This is a genomic window from Rhizobium sp. Leaf321, assembly GCF_001423215.1.
GTDB classification, from domain to species: Bacteria; Pseudomonadota; Alphaproteobacteria; order Rhizobiales; family Rhizobiaceae; genus Neorhizobium; species Neorhizobium soli.
In genome coordinates, this window is the sequence record NZ_LMOF01000006.1 from 1,240,040 (window position 1) to 1,257,957 (window position 17,918).

At 61.3% G+C, this 17,918-nt stretch carries 7 protein-coding genes and 1 tRNA gene; 5 read left to right on the plus strand and 3 right to left on the minus strand.

Annotated elements, in window-relative coordinates:
- Positions 1-58 precede the first annotated feature (58 nt).
- Entirely contained in the window at positions 59-1,294 is a 1,236-nt protein-coding gene (locus tag ASF70_RS12315; RefSeq protein ID WP_062579988.1) for a DNA repair exonuclease, read from the plus strand.
- A gap of 4 nt (positions 1,295-1,298) precedes the next feature.
- Positions 1,299-4,742: a YhaN family protein gene (locus ASF70_RS12320; RefSeq protein WP_062579990.1), complete on the plus strand. Its 3,444-nt coding sequence runs from the start codon at positions 1,299-1,301 to the stop codon at positions 4,740-4,742.
- A 26-nt stretch (positions 4,743-4,768) separates the two neighbouring features.
- Here ASF70_RS12320 and ASF70_RS12325 read toward each other — a convergent pair whose 3' ends face one another.
- Positions 4,769-5,617, minus strand: a complete 849-nt coding sequence (locus ASF70_RS12325; RefSeq protein WP_062579992.1) for a DUF6030 family protein — start codon at positions 5,615-5,617, stop codon at positions 4,769-4,771.
- Between the two features lie 441 nt (positions 5,618-6,058).
- Between ASF70_RS12325 and ASF70_RS12330 the strand changes: the two genes are divergently transcribed.
- From ASF70_RS12330 to ASF70_RS12340, 3 genes are read left to right on the plus strand one after another with little or no spacing between them, the layout of a single operon-like run.
- The gene (locus tag ASF70_RS12330) at positions 6,059-13,495 is read left to right on the plus strand and encodes a type I polyketide synthase (RefSeq protein WP_062579994.1); all 7,437 of its coding nucleotides are present in this window, start codon (positions 6,059-6,061) and stop codon (positions 13,493-13,495) included.
- Positions 13,492-14,925: an aminotransferase class I/II-fold pyridoxal phosphate-dependent enzyme gene (locus ASF70_RS12335; protein ID WP_062579996.1), complete on the plus strand. Its 1,434-nt coding sequence runs from the start codon at positions 13,492-13,494 to the stop codon at positions 14,923-14,925. The genes ASF70_RS12330 and ASF70_RS12335 overlap by 4 nt, the downstream gene beginning before the upstream one ends.
- A gap of 16 nt (positions 14,926-14,941) precedes the next feature.
- A complete protein-coding gene (locus ASF70_RS12340; RefSeq protein WP_062579998.1) occupies positions 14,942-15,715 on the plus strand; it encodes an SDR family oxidoreductase in 774 nt (257 codons plus the stop codon).
- Here ASF70_RS12340 and ASF70_RS12345 read toward each other — a convergent pair.
- Together ASF70_RS12345 and ASF70_RS12350 are read right to left on the minus strand one after the other, a co-directional pair.
- Entirely contained in the window at positions 15,712-16,503 is a 792-nt protein-coding gene (locus ASF70_RS12345; protein WP_062579999.1) for a metallophosphoesterase family protein, read from the minus strand. The genes ASF70_RS12340 and ASF70_RS12345 overlap by 4 nt on opposite strands.
- Before the next feature lie 997 nt (positions 16,504-17,500).
- Positions 17,501-17,576: transfer RNA gene (locus ASF70_RS12350), tRNA-Val, on the minus strand.
- Between the last annotated feature and the right edge of the window lie 342 nt (positions 17,577-17,918).

Genomic DNA, 17,918 nt, shown 5'->3' on the forward strand with positions numbered 1-17,918 from the left:
TTATTGTCGATGCGTGACTTAAGTCTGTCGTTCCCGATGTGTTCCAGCAGCCGAGTCGATGACCTCATTCCGCTTCATCCATGCCGCCGATCTGCATCTAGGCAGTCCCTTTCAGGGCCTGGCGCTGAAGGATGCCGAACTCGCCGATATCTTCATCGAGGCAAGCCGCAAGGCGTTCTCGGGCTTGGTGGACGAGGCGGTGGAGCGCAAGGTCGACTTCTTTATCGTCGCCGGCGATGTCTATGACGGCGACTGGAAGGACAACAAGATCGGCCTGTTCTTCAACCGCGAAGTCGCCCGGCTGGAACGCGCCGGCATTCCGGTCTTTCTGCTGAAGGGCAATCACGACGCCGAAAGCGTCATCACCAAGACAATCACACTGCCGAAGAATGTCAGCGAATTCCCGACCGCAAAGCCCGGTACGTTCAAGCTGGATCATCTGAAGGTCGCGCTGCACGGCCAGGGTTTCGCCGAGCGCTCGGCCAATGAAAACCTGGCGCTTGCCTATCCGAGGCCGGAGGCCGGCTGGTTCAACATCGGCGTTCTACATACGTCGCTGACCGGCCGCGAGCCGCACGCAGCCTATGCGCCCTGTTCCGTCGAAGACCTCCGATCGCGTGGCTACGATTACTGGGCGCTGGGGCACGTCCACGATTTCGAAATCGTCGCCGAAGACCCGCTGGTCGTGTTCCCCGGAAACCTTCAGGGGCGGTCGATCCGCGAGCAGGGGGCAAAGGGCGCCGTCCTCGTGACTGTCGAGGACGGGCGCATCGCCTATGAGCGTATCGTGACCGACAGCGCAAGGTTTGCTGAACTCGCTGTTCTTGTCGAGCCGGACGAGACGCCGGCGGCAATCCTGCGGCGGCTGGAAGATCTGCTTGGTTCTGTGATCGATGCCATGGAAAGCCGGCCGCTGGCACTGCGCATCCGCATCAGCGGCCGCAGTCGCTTCCGCAACGAGATCTTGGCGAGAGCGGCCGATTTCCGGGACGAGGTGCAAGCCGCGTGCCATCGGGGTCATGAGGATATCTGGCTGGAAAAGCTGGAGGTCAAACTCGAAGCCGAGATTGCCTCAACTGGGAAAGCCACCGATCTGCTCGGGCTCGAAGGCCTGCTGCCGACGGCGGAGTTCTCGCCGCTTCTGGTCAGCGAAGCCGAGGCCCGCATTGCCGAAATTGCCGCGCGTCTGCCGGGCGGTATCGGTGCCGGTGACCTGGCGCTAGGTGATGATGCGGCAACACTGTTGGCGGAAGCACGCGAGCTGCTTCTGTCGCGCGCGGCAAGGGTAGGGTAGTCACATGCGTTTCACCCGTCTCGACATCCTGCGCTACGGCGCGCTCACCGATCGCGCGCTTGCGTTCCGGCCGGATGCGCAGTTGCATGTCATCTATGGCCCGAACGAAGCCGGAAAGTCTTCCGCGCTGTCGGCAATCTCGGATCTGCTGTTCGGTTTTCCGACCGCTGCCGAATACAGTTTTCTCCACGATGCGACGGCCCTTCGCGTCGGCGCCGAAATCGAGACACGCGATGGCAGCAAGCTGGGCTTTCGCCGTCGTCGCGGCCGCAAGAACACGCTGCTCGCGGCAAGCGAGGCGGAAGAGGCGCTGCCCGAAGATGCGCTGGCACCCTTTCTCGGCACGCTGAACCGCGATGTGTTTCAACGCGCCTTCGGTCTTGATTCGGCTTCGCTGCGGGCTGGCGGCCAGAGCATGCTGAAAAGCGGCGGCGAGATCGGCAGCCTGCTGTTTTCCGCAGCGTCGGGCCTTACCGGCCTCTCCGACCTGCGCAAGAGCTTCGATGCCGAGGCCGACACCATCTACGCGTCGCGCCGCTCCAAGGACCGGTTGTTTTACCAGGTGCTCGACAGCCATGACGAGGCGCGCAAGGCCGAGCGCGACAACGAGCTGAAGTCGGGCGACTGGAAGAAGCTGCTCGCCGAACAGGCCGAGCTGGAAGCGGAACTCGCCACCATCAAGACCGAGCGCGAAAACACCAAGCAGACGCTGGAACGGCTGCGCAAATTGATGCGGCTGGAGCCGGTGCTGCGCGAAATCGATCGCGAGCAGGACCAGCTGGCGCAGTATCAGGCGCTGGCCTCGCTGCCGCCTGGCTTTGAGGACGCACTCGCGCGGGCTCTGGACGAGGCGCGCCGCAATGACGACGCTCATCGGGCGGCGGAAACCGAAGTCTCGCGCCTCGGCGATGAGATCGCGGCTCTCCATGTCGACGACGCGCTGATCGCCGCTGCCGGCAGCATTCTCGCCCGCCACGCCGACAAGGGCGTCTATCTGAAAGCCCGCGAGGATATCGCCAGGGTTCGCGGCGAGGTCGAGGATTTCGACACCCGGCTGGTGCAGCTGGGGCGGAGGTTAGGTCTTGTCAGGACCGACGACCTGGAACGCCACCAGCCTGCCGATGCCGATCTGGTGCGGCTGAAAACGCTGCTCGACGAAGGCAGCGAACTCGACCGCAGCCTCAAACAGCTGCATCTCCGTCTGGAAGAAGAGCGCGAGGCGCTGCGGCGTCTGGATGAAGCCAATCCGGACAGCCGCCTGATCGATCCGAAACCATGGGCCGAGCAGCTCACGGCGCTGCGCCCCGAACTCAGTGATCTCGCAGGCATCGAAAACCTGCAGGTCCGGGCCACACGGGCAGAGAGCGATCTTGCCGCCGCCGTTGCAAGGCTCGATCCGCCGGTCAAGGACATCGACGCCCTGCTTGCGAGCCCGCTGCCGGATCTCGCAGCGCTCAGCAGCCACCGCAAGCTGATCGACGATGCACGCGCCGTGCATGCGAGGATCACCCAGACGCTGACGACGGTGAAGGCAGAAGCCAAGACCGTGGCGGATCAGATGGCGGCGCTGGAAGGGCAGGGCCGCATCGTTTCGCGTGCCGATCTTGTTGAAGCCCGGAAACAGCGCGACGCGGGTCTTGCCGCGCTCGGAGCAAAGCCATCAGCGGGTCAGCTAGCCGATGTCCAGAAGGCCGTGCAGAACGCTGACGAACTGGCTGACGCTGCCCTGACAGACGCCGAGCGCGTTTCCCGCCACGCGCAGCTCAGCCTGCGCCAGCACGAGATCGAGCAGCAGTTGACGAACGCCCGCGCCGAAGCGCGCGAAAGCGATATCGCGCTGTCGGATGCGATTACAGAATTCGAGGACCTGTTCCGCTCGGTGCCCGTCTCGCCGCTATCGCCGGAGCGCATGCTCGAATGGCGCCGCGGCGTCGAAGCCCTGTCGCGTCAGGTCGATGCGCTGAAGGATGCAAGCGACGCGCTGCAGACCGCGCGGCTGAAGGAAGAGCGATTGAAGCCGGTGCTGGTCGGTCTTGCGGACGCGATCGGGCTTGCCGCAACCGCCTTGCCGCCTGCGGCCCTGGCGCGCGCTCTCGACCGCAGACTGGCGGAGATAGCGGAACGCTGGACGGAAAGCCGCTCGCTGGAGGGCAAGCGCCATTCCGCTGTCGATGCGCTGCAACGCCTCGAAGAGCGCGAGACCGTTCTTCGTCGTGAGGTCGATAGCTGGCGGGCCGCATTCTCCAACGCTGCGACCATGGCCGGCCTGCCGGATGAGGCGACGGTCGACATGGCAGCGGCAGCGCTCGATGTCTGGCGCAGCGTGCCGGATATTCTGGCCGAGCGCGAAAACCGCCGCCGCCGTGTGCGCGGCATGCAGCGCGACATGGAAACCTTCGACGAAGAGATCCGCAGCCTCTGCACCAAGGTGGCACCCGACTTGATCACTGTGCCGGCAGACGTCGCCGCCGGCCTGCTCAACGACCGGGCAATGGACGCCAATGCCGCCGCCAAGCACAAGGCGGCGATGTCGGCTGACCTGGAGCGTGCGACGCTCTCTCTGGATCGCTACGCCACGCGCGAAAAGACCCTGCAGGACGAGCTTGCGGCCCTTGCCGCATCCGCCTCGCGAGACGTCGCCGACCTCGAGCAGGTGCTGGAAGAACTGCGCCAGCGAAGCCGGCTGAACGGACAGCTGCTGCAGTGCCGCTCCCGTTTCAACGAGCACGCCGATGGTGACGACGAAGCAGCGGTGCGCGAGGCGCTGGTCGTTTTCGACAAGGTGACCGCAGGGCTCGAGATCGAGCAGCTGGAGAGCGCCGATAGCAGGCAGATCGACCGGATTTCTTCCCTGCGCACCGCTGAGGCAGACAATGCCCGCCGCCGCCGCGAACTGGAAAGCGGCATCGGCGCCGAGCGCGCTGTGTTCCAGAAGCATGCGGCCGAAACCGAGGCGAGGGACCTTGCGCGTCGGTGGGTAGTGCTGAAGCTTGCCGCAAGCCTTCTGTCGTCCTCGATGGAAACCTACCGCGAGCAGCAGGCCGATCCAGTCATGCAAAGGGCCGGCAAGGTTTTTGCGGATCTCACCGGCGGACGGTTTGCCAAGCTCGTGCAGCTCTATGACGAAAAGGACGAGCTGCAGCTGGCTGTCGAGCGAAACACCGGTGAGCAGGTTCCGCTATCGGGCCTCAGCGAAGGGACCGGCGACCAGCTCTATCTGGCGCTGCGTCTGGCGTTCCTCGAGGATTACTGCAGCCGCAACGAACCGGCACCGCTGATCCTCGACGACATCTTCCAGACATTCGACGACGAACGCACCGCTGCCGGCATCCGCACACTGGCTGCTGCCGGCGACAAGTTCCAGACGGTGCTGTTCACCCACCAGCTCAGCCTGGTGGAAACGGCGCAGCGCGAACTCGGAGAGCGGCTGGATTTGATCAGGCTTTAACGCAATCTGACGGTTGCGTAGCGTGGCTAGCCTTGCGGCGAAAAAACTTGCCCCACTGGGAGCGTCAGGCAGCCGATCCGCGTGCTGACGATCGCTCGCTGTGACGCCCTGCCAGGTTCCGGCGTCGGTACCGGGCATGCCGTGGTAACGGGATGGGCAACGAGGAGCAGGTTGAACCGTCTCTGGTCCATCATTTCGGGGACAAAGGTGGCGCGGTAGTTTTCGAGATCGGATTTAAACGCCGTGCGGGCGGAAAGCCTTGCCTCGAGATATGACCGGCTCTGCGGTGTCAGCGACAGGCCGTAACCGTCGAGCGTGGTCAGTGCAGTCTGCAACAGCGCACCGTCGTGGCGCTCATCCGTGAAACTGAGCTTGATCCGGAAGGTACGCAGGTCATCCTCTCCAACCCCTTTCGCTTGGATGAACAGAGACGCGGGATCTTCACCCGGGCCCAGCGGCAGGAAGAACGTGCACTCCCATACATTGGCGCCCGCCAAGAAGTTCGGCGGTTCGCCGCCTATGCCCGCCAGTGCCTGGCAGCGTTCCTCGGTTGATGTCGTAACGGGTGGGATGAGACGCGACGTGTCGTGCGCCAGCGGCCGGACCAGTCTGGGCAGCTGCTTGCTACTCGCCGCAAGCCGTCGCTGGCGCCCGATGCGAACAGAAGGTGCGGGAGGAGGAGGAAGCAGATAGTTTTGCAGGCCGAACTGGCGCACCAGACGCTTGTAGTTGCGCCCTTCGTTGACGAAAAGGACGGTCGCCGCAAGCCCGCTGAAGACAACGAGAAGGAATACCGCAAGAACGAACAACCGGCCGCCGCGTCGGCGACGCTGTTCGGCAGGGGTCGAAATTGCGGGCCTCTCCTCTTGCGGCATAGTCTTGTTCCGATCGAGGAATGCCTGCGATGATGCCTGCGCTTACCACATTACTAACAGGCTTCAAATCTAGAGCTTCGCCATATTTTCGATTCGACCGGCGGTCATCAGCGCCTGGCGGACGAGTTTACGCTGGTCGGAGCTGTAGGCTGTCTCGCCTTCTCAACTCCATTTGCAGGCGTGGTGCCGCTTTCTGTTCACTGTATGGTTGATTGTTGCTGTAAGGTATCTGGCGATCCAACCCATGCTAGTATAAACAGGAGGCAGGTTATGTAATGGCTTGTTTATGCAATAACTTTGTGCTTTTTGCGAACCCCTGAACCTGCCTTGGGCCATATGTGTATTAGCTTTTCTCGTGACATCCGCTAATAAGTATGTTGTTAAAGTTGTCCGATGCGGGCATTCCGCATCCGCCATTTTAGCTGTGAAAACAGAGTGACAATGACGATCGAAATTATTGGTAGAGCCTGTGTGGCGCCGGGTGCAAGCTCCGTCAAGGAACTCAAGACGATCCTGAGCGGCGGCCGTTGCACCGTTTCGGAGATCCCTGGAGATCGATGGGACTTGGCACGTTTCTGGCATCCGGCACAGGGTGTCGCTGGAAAGACCTATACGTTTGCCGCAGGCGTTATCGACAGGCTGTATGACTTCGATCCTGCCGTTTTCGGCATTTCGCAGCGCGAGGCCATGCAGATGGACCCGCAGCAGCGCGTGCTTCTGACACTGGTCTGGCAGGCGCTGGAAGACGCCAATCTTCCGGCAAGCACGCTCGCCAAGGAAAAGGTCGGCGTTTATATCGGCGCGTCCAGTCTCGAAAACAGTACGCTGTCGTCGGAGGATCCGGCATCCGGTAGCCCGTATTTCATGACGGGCAACACGCTCTCGATCGTCTCGAACCGCATTTCGCACGTCTTCGGCCTCAATGGGCCGAGCATGACCATCGACACCGCCTGCTCGTCGTCGCTGGTGGCGCTGGATCAGGCGGTGCGCTCGCTCGAGCGCGGTGATATCGACACCGCGATCGTCGGCGGCGTCAATATCCTGGTCAACCCGCTCTCCTTCGTCGGCTTCGCGCAGGCGCGCATGCTGTCGCCCGAAGGGCTTTGCCGTGCTTATGACACCAACGGCCATGGCTATGTCCGCGCCGAAGGCGGGGTGGCGATCGTCCTTCGTCGCAGCGATCGCGCGAAGCGGGAAAATGACCGCAGCTACGCCAAGATCCACGCAACAGGCGTGAATTCTTCGGGCCGCACCAACGGCATCAGTCTGCCATCGCGCGAAGCGCAGGCGGATCTTTTGCGCTCGATCTACCAGGGTAACGGCATCGACGTGAACCGCGTCGCCTTTATCGAAGGCCACGGCACGGGAACGCGTGTGGGCGACCCGGCGGAAGTCTGGGCCATTGGCACTGTCATCGGCCAGAACCGTCCGGCCCCGCTACCGATCGGTTCGATCAAGTCGAATATCGGTCATACCGAACCGGTGTCTGGTCTGTTCGGCCTGATCAAGGCGATGATTGCGCTGGAAAACGATTTCCTGCCCGCGACGCTTCATATCGAAAAAGCCAACGAGGATATCGACTTCGCCTCGCTCAACGTGCGGGTCAACATGTCCGCGATGAAGCTGATGCCTGCCAAGGGCGCTCGGCTCGCCGGCATCAACTCGTTCGGCTTCGGCGGCACCAACGCCCACGTCGTGATCGGCGATCCCGATCCGGTCGACACGCCGGCGCTGCCCACCAAGGCCGACAGCCAGTTCTTCTTTGCCAGCGCCCATAGCGCCACCGCCCTGAAGTCGCTTCTGGAAAACTACCAGTCGGCCCTCGAACGCTCCGATGCTGTCAAGGCACGTCGGATGATCGCCGCCTCCAGCGCCAATCGCGACCCGATGCGTTATCGCTTCGCCGTCGAAGCCAAGGACGAGGGCAGGGTTCTCAAGGCGATCGAAACGCATTTGGCCGGAACGGCTTCGCAGGGGGAGCGCGGAGAAGCGCCGTCCCATGCCGGCAAGACAGCTTTCGTGTTTTCCGGCAATGGTGCGCAGTGGGCTGGAATGGGTGTTGAGGCCTATCGTGAAAGCCGCCATTTCCGCCAGTGCTTCCAGTCCTTCAGCGCGCTGTTCGAGTATCACCTGGGCGAAAAGCTCTCGGATCTGCTGTTTGCCGACGATATCGGCAGTAGGCTTGCCGATACCAAGATCGCTCAGCCTATGCTGTTTGCGATCCAGGCGTCCATCTCGGATTGCCTCGCTAATCTCGGGGTTCGCCCGGATGTCGTCTTCGGCCACTCCGTGGGCGAAATTGCAGCTGCCTATGCCGCCAAGGCCCTGACGGCTGCGGAAGCCGTGGCGATCGTCGCCAAGCGCTCCAAGTCGCAGGATCTGTTTGCCGGCAAGGGCAAGATGGCTGCCGCTGTGATGAACGAGGAGACGGCGCTTGCCTTCGCAAAGACCCATGGTCTGAACGAGATCGGCGTCGCCGCCATCAACGCACCGAACTCGGTCACGATTTCCGGTCCGACTGACGAGATCCAGGCGTTTCGCGATGCGGCACGCAAGGCGCAGACCGTCGTCCATGTTCTCGACATCAACTACCCGTTCCATCACCCGATCATCGACAGCGCGCGCGATCTTTTTCTCGCGGACCTGCCGACGATCGAGCCGAAGAGTGGCGCTTGCACCTATGTTTCGACGGTCACCGGCGGCATCTACGACTGCCGCGGCCTGGATGCCGATTACTGGTGGCGGAATGTCCGCGATCCGGTTCTCTTCAAGTCCGCGGCCGAAACAGCACTGGAGCTCGGCTGCAACCTCTTCATCGAGATTTCGCCACGTTCGATTCTGTCGAACTATGTCAGTGAAATCGCCAAGCATGCGTCGCATTCGGCTGTCGTGATCGGCACCCTGCAGCGAGAGACCCCGATCGAGGGACGTGACCCGGTCGCGCAGTCGTTTGCCCGCGCCATCGCCCACGGCATCGCACCGAGCGTGTCGCGTCAAAGCGGCAAGCGTGATGCGTTTGCCGGCCTACCGGTCTTGCCGCTCGAGCCGTCTGTGCTGAAGATGGCGAATACGACCGATGAGGTCGATATCTTCGGCCGCCAACACCACGGCAGCTACTCGCTGCTCGGATGGCGCACGGATCCCAACAGCGCCCACTGGAAGAACCATGTCGACGCGCAGCTCTTCCCGGATTTGGCTGAGCACGTCGTCGATTCGCGTGCGATCCTTCCGGGGAGCGGATTTGTCGAGATCGCCATCACCGCCGCTCAGGTGCATTTTGGGTCAGACGACGTCGAACTGACCAATATGGAGATCGTGCGTCCGCTCGAACTTCGCACCGACCGGCTGCTCGAGCTATCGACGATCCTGTCGCCCGAGACAGGTGATATCGAAATCCGTTCGCGCGAACGACTGAGCAGCGACGACTGGACCGTGCATGCAGTAGCCCGCTGCCGCAAGCCGGTAGAGCATGCATCTGACCGCCAGATCTGGCGTGCCAGCGAAGGCGAAAGCGCAAAGCTCTCCACGCTGGACGTCTATAGCACTGCCGAACGGTTCGGCCTCCAATACGGCCCGCACTTTCAGCTGCTGCGCGAAGCGCGCGTCTTTGGTCGTAACACGGTCGAGGTCGATCTGAAGTCTGCCAAGGCTCCGGCGCACCCCTATCTCACCTATAACCTTAACCCTTTCTCGGTTGATGCCGTCTTCCATGGCCTTGTTGCCATGTTCGATCAGTTGTCGGGCAGCGATGCCGGCTCTCCCTATATTCCCGTTCGGTTCGGTTCGGTTCGGGTCGGGGCACGTGCCAAGCCGATTACCCGTGCAGTGATCGAGATCGAACGGTTCAGCGGCTTCTCGATCAAGGTCAACTTCCGCATGTTCGGGGAAGATGGCGAAATCGTCGCGTCGTTCGACGACTGCCGGTTCCGCCGCACCTCGTTGCGCCGTCATCACACCCTGGCCTCGGTGGCGTTCCATTACGAAGTCGTTCCCTCGACAATGTCTGGCGATTTTGCTCGGATCCAGTTTGGCGACAGCCTGCTTGCCGCACCGACCGATGCAGAAGCCAAGGACACTGCTTCGCTGATGCTGGACGCGATGATCTACCGTGCATGCCACGAAATCGCGCTCACGCTCGCGTCGCAAGATGGGTTTGTCTCTGTCACCGAATTCCCTGGTGAAGCCAATTTCCGGGCATTTCTGTCAAGCTGTCTGTTTATTCTGGAGGATGTGGGGATAGCCTCGTCCGAGGAATCCGGCTGGCGGGTGCCATCCGAATTTACCGTGCCGCCTGTGGCGGACCTTCTGCAGGAAATCTACCGTGAGGATTCCGGACGTATCGCCGAGGCCGTGCTGCTGCACAATGCCTATCGCGATGCTCTGGAGCACCTGTCGCTTGCCGGCCTCCATAGCGGCGAAGACTTCTCCGAAGCGCGCCACACCAGCGAAGCAACGCTCGAACACGTGCTTGTTCACTCGCCACTTGGGCGCAAGCGCTCCGATCTGGCGCTGCATCTTGTCGAGCAAGCCTGTCGGGCCAATGGCGTCCGGACCCGGGTCATTGTCGAGCTCGGCTCCACATCCGTATCCGTCAGCAGCAAGCTTGCGTCCCTTGCCGTCGATCACTCGGCGACGCTCGCCATCGTCGAGCCGCGCGAAAGCGTTCGCCGTACACTCGAACTTGCCTTCGAACAGCATGCACATGTCTCGGTGATCGAGCCGAAGGCCCTGACCGATCTCCGCGGCATCGATGTGATCGTTGCCGCCGGACTTGAAAGCCAGGCGGTTCTGGTCGCCGACGATAGCCTTCGTTCGGCTGTCCGAGGCGCTGCCGCAAGAGGCGCTGCATTCCTGTTCGTCGACCGTGCACCGTCGGCGTTCAACGACTTTGCCTTCGGCCTGTCGGATGACTGGTTTGCTGCAAGTCAGTCGCCGGAATTCCCGGTCGGGCGTCTCGCGACAACCGAACAGGTAACCGACCTTCTGACAGGTCTCGGCTTTGCCGCCCCGCTTGTCGAAGAGAAAGATGTGGCCGAAGGGCTGCTGATCGTTGCAGGCGCATCCTCGGCCGCGGCCGACCAGTTGCAGGCACTGCCGTCGATCCCGTCTGCGCTCGTCTTCGCTGAAGATGTCGCCCGTGCTGCAGCATTTGGTGACGGCGACACCGTCGTCCTGCTCAGCGCGGATGCGGACGAGACTGCGATTTCGCAGTCGCTTGCCGGATTCGATGGCAAACCCGTGCAAGCCATCTTCCTCGCCGAACGCCTGGGTGAGCGCGAAGCCTCCGATGTCGCGCTTGCACGTCTTGAAAACCTCAAGCGTATCGTTGAAGCCTTTACTCGCCATGGCGCCAGCCTCGCGTCGGGCGACCAGTGCCGTCTGGTGATCGTTGCGCCCGGCGGCTCGCCGCTTGCGGCTGAAACGACCGATGATGTCAACGCAGGGCTGTGGACGTTCGCCCGCGTTCTTCAGAACGAATACGATGCCGTCGCCACCCATCTTCTCGATCTCGAAACTGACAGCGCGGAACTCGGCATCTATGTCGGCGAGATCCTGGCCTCCGCCAGTGCCAACCGTGAGTGGATCCTGCGCGATGGTTCGCTGTCGGAAATCCGCGCATCGAGCGGTCCGTTCGGGCCGAAGGATACAGAAAGCGCCGATTTCACTGCAGCCACGATCCGTCAGACGGTGAATGGACGCGTCGACAGCATCATCTGGGAGAGCGCCTCCGAGCCGGTACCCGATGCCGACGAGATCGTTCTCGCGGTGGAAGCCGCCGGTCTCAACTTCCGTGACGTCATGTGGGCGATGGGCCTGCTTCCGGAAGAAGCGCTCGAAGACGGTTTTGCCGGCGCAACCATCGGCATGGAAATGTCCGGCCGCGTCATCTCGGTCGGTGCGTCGGTGACGGATCTCGTTGCCGGAGACCGTGTCATGGGCATCGGCCCGGCCGCGTTCTCCACGCACGTCAAGGTTCGCCGTGACGGCGTGACGAAGTTCCCCGCACGCCTCGACTTTGAGGCTGCAGCAACGGTTCCGGTGGCATTCCTAACCGCCTATTACGCCATGGTCCAGCTCGGCCATATCGAACCCGGTGAAACCATCCTCATCCATGGCGCAGCTGGCGGTGTCGGCCTTGCCGCATTGCAGATCGCCAAGCTGAAGGGTGCAGTTGTCATCGCGACGGCCGGTACGGTGGAAAAACGCCGCTTCTTGGAAGCGCTTGGTGCAGACCATGTGTTCGACAGTCGCTCGCTGGATTTCGTGGCCCGCGTGCGCGGCGTCACCGGCGGCGAAGGCGTCGACCTGGTACTCAACTCGCTGTTCTCGGAAGCGATGGAACGCAGCCTGGAACTGGTGAAGCCATTCGGTCGCTTTCTCGAACTCGGCAAGCGCGACTATTATTCCGACCGCAAGATTGGCCTTCGTCCGTTCCGTCGCAACATCAGCTATTTCGGCATCGACGCCGACCAGTTGCTGGTGAAGCTGCCGGCGATCACGAAGAAGATCTTTACCGAGATCGGCGTCCTGTTCGAACGGGGCGACCTGTCTCCGCTGCCCTATCGCGCCTTCGGCTATGACGAGATCGGCAGTGCCTTCCGTCTGATGCAGAATGCCGGCCAGATCGGCAAGATCGTCATCCGTCCTCCGGTTGCCGGCAAGGACAAGGTGGTGATTTCAAACGAAAAGCCGGTCGCCTTCGATCCGGATGGCATCTATTTGGTTGCCGGCGGCATTGGCGGCTTCGGCCTCGTTGCGGCAGACTGGCTTGCCGCACGCGGTGCCAAGCAGATTGCACTTTGCTCGCGCAAGGGTGTCGCCGACACTGAAACCGAGGCGGCGATCGCCAAATGGAAGGCGAAGGGCGTCAAAGCATCTGTCCATGCCTGCGATATCACCAGCGAGCCGGCTCTTTCGAAGCTCCTCGACAGCCTGCGCAAGCAGGCTCCGATCAAGGGCATCGTTCACGCGGCCATGGTGCTCGACGACGCGCTTCTGTCCAACCTGACGCCCGATCGCAACCGACCGGTTGTCGAGGTCAAGGTTCGCGGTGCGGCTCTGCTCGACAAGCTGACGGCGGGCGACGATCTCGATCTCTTCCTCGTCTTCTCCTCGGCCACGACCATGCTCGGTAACCCGGGCCAAGCCAACTACGTCATTGCCAACGGCTATCTCGAAGGTCTTGCCCGTGCACGTCGCGCGGCCGGCAAGCCGGGTCTCGCAGTCGGCTTTGGCGCCATTGCCGATACCGGTTTCCTTGCACGCAATGCCGAGGTCAACGAAATCCTGTCCAAGCGAATCGGCAAAACGGCCATGAAGGCGCGCGATGCGCTGGAGCAGGTCGAACGCTACATGGCGTCAGACACCGGCACCATTGATGCGGCAGCCGTGATGATTGCCGAAGTCGACTGGCAGGCAGTGCGGATGCTGCCGATTTCTAACGCCTCGATCTTCGAGACGGCGATCCGTTCGGCCGGCAATCAGCAATCGGCCTCCGATGGCGACCGGATTGATCTTGAGGATCTGATCCGTGGCAAGTCGGCGGATGAAGCGCAGCAGCTTCTTCACAACCTCGTCGCGTCTGAAATCGCCACGATCCTGCGTGTCACGGAAGACAGTATCACGCCGGAAAAGGTCTTGAAGGATATCGGTCTCGACAGTCTGATGGCGATGGAGCTCGGTATGAGCTTCCAGCAGAAGACGGGCTTTGATATTCCGCTGAGCGGAGTAGGGGAAGACACGTCCGTCAGCGACGTGGTAAGCCGTCTGAGAGAGCGTGTCGCCAAGCGCAACGGCGAGGACGACACCGTCCAGAACGAAGTGATCGACCGGCTGGTCAAGAGCCATTCGACGCAGCAGAAAGCCGCAACGCAGTGACAGACAGCAGTTCGGATGAAACCCGGCCCTCCAAGCTGAGCCTTGGGGGGAAGGGCAATTTTATCGACCAGATGCGCAAGGCCAACGAAAACGTCGGGCGCAATCGCACGACGCGGCTCAATGCACAGCCGCAGCAGCCGGCCCGCCCTCCGGTCGGCTTTGACGCCTTGCCCGAATATCAACGGGTCATGGTGCAGCGCAAGGCGAGCGAAATCATCGGCGTCGACAACCCGTTCTATCGCTCGCACGACGAAGCCGCCGGCGCGACGACGACCATGGACGGGGAAGTCTATGCGAATTTTGCTTCCTACGACTATCTCGGCACCAACACGGACCCGAGGGTGACCGAAGCCGCCAAGGCTGCGATCGATCGTTTCGGCATTTCCGCCTCCGCCAGCCGTCTGGTCGCAGGCGAGCGCCCGGTGCATGCGGAACTCGAAGAAAAGCTTGCCAGCGTCTACGGCGTTGATGCTGCAGTCTGTTTCGTCAGCGGCTACCTTACCAACGTTGCGGCAATCAGCTGTGTCGTCGGCCCCAAGGACCTCGTCATCCACGACGAATTCATCCACAACAGCGCGCTGGCCGGCATCAAGCTTTCCGGCGCCACGCGGCGCCTGTTCAAGCACAATGACGTCGATAACCTCGAGACGGTGCTAAATACGCTTGCCGGAGATTTCCGGCGCGTTCTCGTGATCGTCGAAGGCGTCTATTCAATGGATGGCGACATCGCCGACCTGCCGCGCCTGATCGAGCTGCGCAATCGGTACGGCTTCTGGCTGATGGTCGACGAGGCCCATTCGCTCGGCGTTCTCGGCAAGACCGGTCGCGGCTCGTTTGAACATTTTGATATCGACCCGAAGAGCGTCGATATGTGGATGGGCACCCTGTCAAAGACGACATCGAGCTGCGGCGGATATATCGCCGGTAGCCGGGCGCTGGCTGACATCCTCAAGGCAGAAGCGGGCGGTTTCGTCTACAGCGTCGGGCTTGCGCCTGTTCTGGCAACGGCTGCAGCCACGGCCCTCGATATTCTGCGCGAGGAACCGGATCGGGCCGAGCAGTTGCACCGGAACGGTTCGCTGTTTTTGAAGCTCGCCCGGGAAGCCGGTCTCGACACAGGATTGAGCCTCGGCTTCTCCGTCGTGCCGATCCTCGTCGGTGATTCGCTTCGCTCCATCCAGCTGTCGAACGAATTGCTGGAAGATGGCGTCAACGCTTTGCCGATCATTCATCCCGCCGTCCCGGAAGGCATGGCCCGGTTGCGATTCTTTATCACCAGCGACCATACGGAAGAGCAGATTCGCCACGCGGTGGAATCGACAGCAAGACGCCTGAAGGACCTGCAGGACAGGAATTTCGGTCTTGCCTCTCTCAGCCCGGAAAAACTGATGCAGCTTGCGCCGCTTCTCCAGTCGCCCGACAACACCTGAGGCTGTGGCGACGACGATGCACGTGATCGTAACGGGTGGATCAAGCGGCATCGGACTGGAAGTGGCGCGGATCTACGCATGCCGGGGTGCGCGCGTATCGATCATCGCGCGCACGGCGGCAATGCTTGAAAGCGCTGTTGTCGACCTCCGCAGTACGGGCAAGGCTGACATCAGATGCGAAAACGCGGATGTCGCAAACGATAGCGAGATCTCGCGTGCTGTTGATGCCTGCGAGGCCGCATTCGGACCGTGCGACGTTCTTGTAGCCTCGGCCGGGATGGTAGAGCCGGCATTTTTCGACCAGCAATCGCAGAGCGACTTTTCCCGCCAGATAGACGTCAACCTGCTCGGTACGGCGAATGCCGTACGCGCAGTCTACGCGGGCATGAAGAGCCGCGGGCAGGGCGCAATCATGATCGTGTCCTCGGGTGCGGCACTGATCGGCATACCCGGCTACACAGCTTATTGTGCCTCCAAGTCGGCGCTCACGGGTTTCGCAGAGGCCCTCCAGGCTGAGTCGGTTGGATATGGCGTCACCATAGCGCTGTGCTTCCCGCCGGATACCGAAACGCCGCAGTTCGAGAGGGAACTCGCCAAACGCCCGGCGCAGGCACGGGCTCTGATGGGTGCCGCGCCGCCGTGGAAGGCGAATGCCGTTGCCGAAAAGATCGTTCGCGGCATCGATCGGCGGTCTAAGAAAGTCTATTTCGGCTTTTCCATCACTGGCCTTGGCCTGTTCGGTCCACTGGTAAAGCCGTTTGTGGCGGCCTGGTTTTCCAGACGTCGCTAGATAAACCGCGTCTCTTCGCCCGCAATCCTCAAAATTGTCAGCTTGCCCGAATAGAATGCCCCGGTATCGATGCCGATTCTGTTCGGTCCGAGCGAGGGCTCAGTCTGCGGCGTGTGGCCGTGGATCACGAAGGTAGATGGCAGGTTTGGTCCTTTTGCAAGGAATGGATCGCGGATCCACATCAGGTCGGCCTCCTCCTGGTCTTTCAACGCGACACCCGGCCGAATGCCGGCGTGGACGAACAGGAGTTGTCCGACCTTCATGCTGATCGGCAAATCGGTGAGGAACTGGCGGTGCGCGTCGGGCACGACTTCAGCCAGCAGCTGCTTCAGCGTGCCATTGCGGCTGCGCTGGCGAAAGTTCTGGTCATGCATGTCGAGCCCGTAGGACGCCAGCGTCTGCTCTCCGCCGAGGCTCAGCCATTCGCCATGCGTCTCCGGATCATCGAGGAAGAGGCGGAACACATCGTCATGGTTTCCGCATAGCGGCATTCGGCGCAGACCGTATTCGCTCGGCTTGATCAGATAGTCGAGAACACCCGAGGATGCCGGGCCGCGGTCCACATAGTCGCCGAGAAGAACCACCACGCCGGCACGGCGCGTTTCTTCGATGTCGCGGGCGATCTTCGCCTCGGCTTCCTTGAGGAGCTCCAGGCAGCCATGCACGTCGCCGATCGCGTAGATCGGATAGGTCGGCGCGTCTACGCCAAGGTCGATACGCCGACGGGGACGCGGGACGCTCCCCTGGCTGGAACGTTTCTGGGTGAGCCACCCGATGACCTTGCGCATGATACAGTTCGTTTCGAGAATGAGAGAGAACGTGAGGATACAATGGGAAATGTGCCCCTAATGGACGTTTAACAAGCCCTTTCGGATCTCGTTGCAAACCGTTCAACGATCCCGATGCTGCTGCACCTCCGCTGCAGTATGAGAAAGTATAAACCGGCGCTCCGCAAAATATAATGCTGCACTGCACCAAGTCCTCGTGCTGCTATGGACAGTTGTTTTATTTTGAAACACTATCGAGGGGAGGAGCTGGGGGAGGGAAATAAATGCGGATACAGTTCGTTGCCATCTCGATTATGGCAAGCCTTTTCCTGTGGATTTTCGCATACTATTGTCTGCAGACCACCTACAGGACGGGCCAGGCTTACAGCGTGATGCCGAACCTGAACATTAGCAAACGACTCAGCATCTTTGATTGAACGGGTAAGCGCTTCGAGTGCACGAGAGCTTCTGCGCTGTCGCTAAGGCTGCCTCTGCGCGTAGGTCGCCGCGAGTTGCTTGACCCCTTGGCGATATTTGAACAGCTCGATGCCGCCGACGAAGACGGCGCAGCAGGAGAGCAGAATAAAGGCGACAGCGGCAGCTTTCATGGCGGGACAATGGCATGCCGCTCGCTTCTGCGCCAGTCCCGGTTGAAGTGCTGCCGGACAGGCGTACAAAACAGGAGACCGGAGAGTGTTCGCCGGCCGTCCTAATGCTACAACGCGTATAGTCGTGCAGGCCGACAGTCTTTTGCAACGTAGCCCCTCAGCGATGCAAACCACAATTGTGTAGCTCGCCAACGTCATCTGCCCGTGATCGAATGATTGAGACTGGATAACGAATCGGTTGGAACCTGGCGTTGATGTCGCGCAGTATTCTGTCGGAGCGGATGAGCCGCTTAGAGCCGCCGCCTACTTCCGGTCAACGCAATCGTCCAAAAGGCAGTGACGGGCAAACATGTGCCATTATCAGCGAGAGAGCATTCTATGGAAATTATCTGGTAGGGAAGGCCGAAGAATGGTGGGCGATGACGGACTCGAACCGCCGACATCCTCGGTGTAAACGAGGCGCTCTACCAACTGAGCTAATCGCCCCTAAACTGCAGACCGTTTCGTCTGCCGCTTCGGTGGCCGTGATCTATGCGGATCGCGCGAAAACCGCAAGAGCTTTGACGACATTTTTTTGAATTTTCGACAAAATCCGTGGCAGATAAGGGTTCTTAACGACAAACCACGGGCCTCGATGTGGGAAAGTGAGTGGCGTCATTATTTTGTCTTCAAACTTGCTTGACACCTCCCGTCGAACCTCTTAGGAAGCGGCCAACCGAGCAGTCGAGGCTGCCTGGTGAGAGACGAAAGTTTCTGAAGAAATGTGCGGGTGTAGCTCAGTTGGTTAGAGTGCCGGCCTGTCACGCCGGAGGTCGCGGGTTCGAGCCC

Coding starts and splice junctions, on each gene's coding strand:
- ASF70_RS12315 (WP_062579988.1), top strand. CDS start 59: ATGACCTCATTCCGCTTCATCCATGCCGCCGATCTGCATCTAGGCAGT.
- ASF70_RS12320 (WP_062579990.1), top strand. CDS start 1,299: ATGCGTTTCACCCGTCTCGACATCCTGCGCTACGGCGCGCTCACCGAT.
- ASF70_RS12325 (WP_062579992.1), bottom strand. CDS start 5,617: ATGCCGCAAGAGGAGAGGCCCGCAATTTCGACCCCTGCCGAACAGCGT.
- ASF70_RS12330 (WP_062579994.1), top strand. CDS start 6,059: ATGACGATCGAAATTATTGGTAGAGCCTGTGTGGCGCCGGGTGCAAGC.
- ASF70_RS12340 (WP_062579998.1), top strand. CDS start 14,942: ATGCACGTGATCGTAACGGGTGGATCAAGCGGCATCGGACTGGAAGTG.
- ASF70_RS12345 (WP_062579999.1), bottom strand. CDS start 16,503: ATGCGCAAGGTCATCGGGTGGCTCACCCAGAAACGTTCCAGCCAGGGG.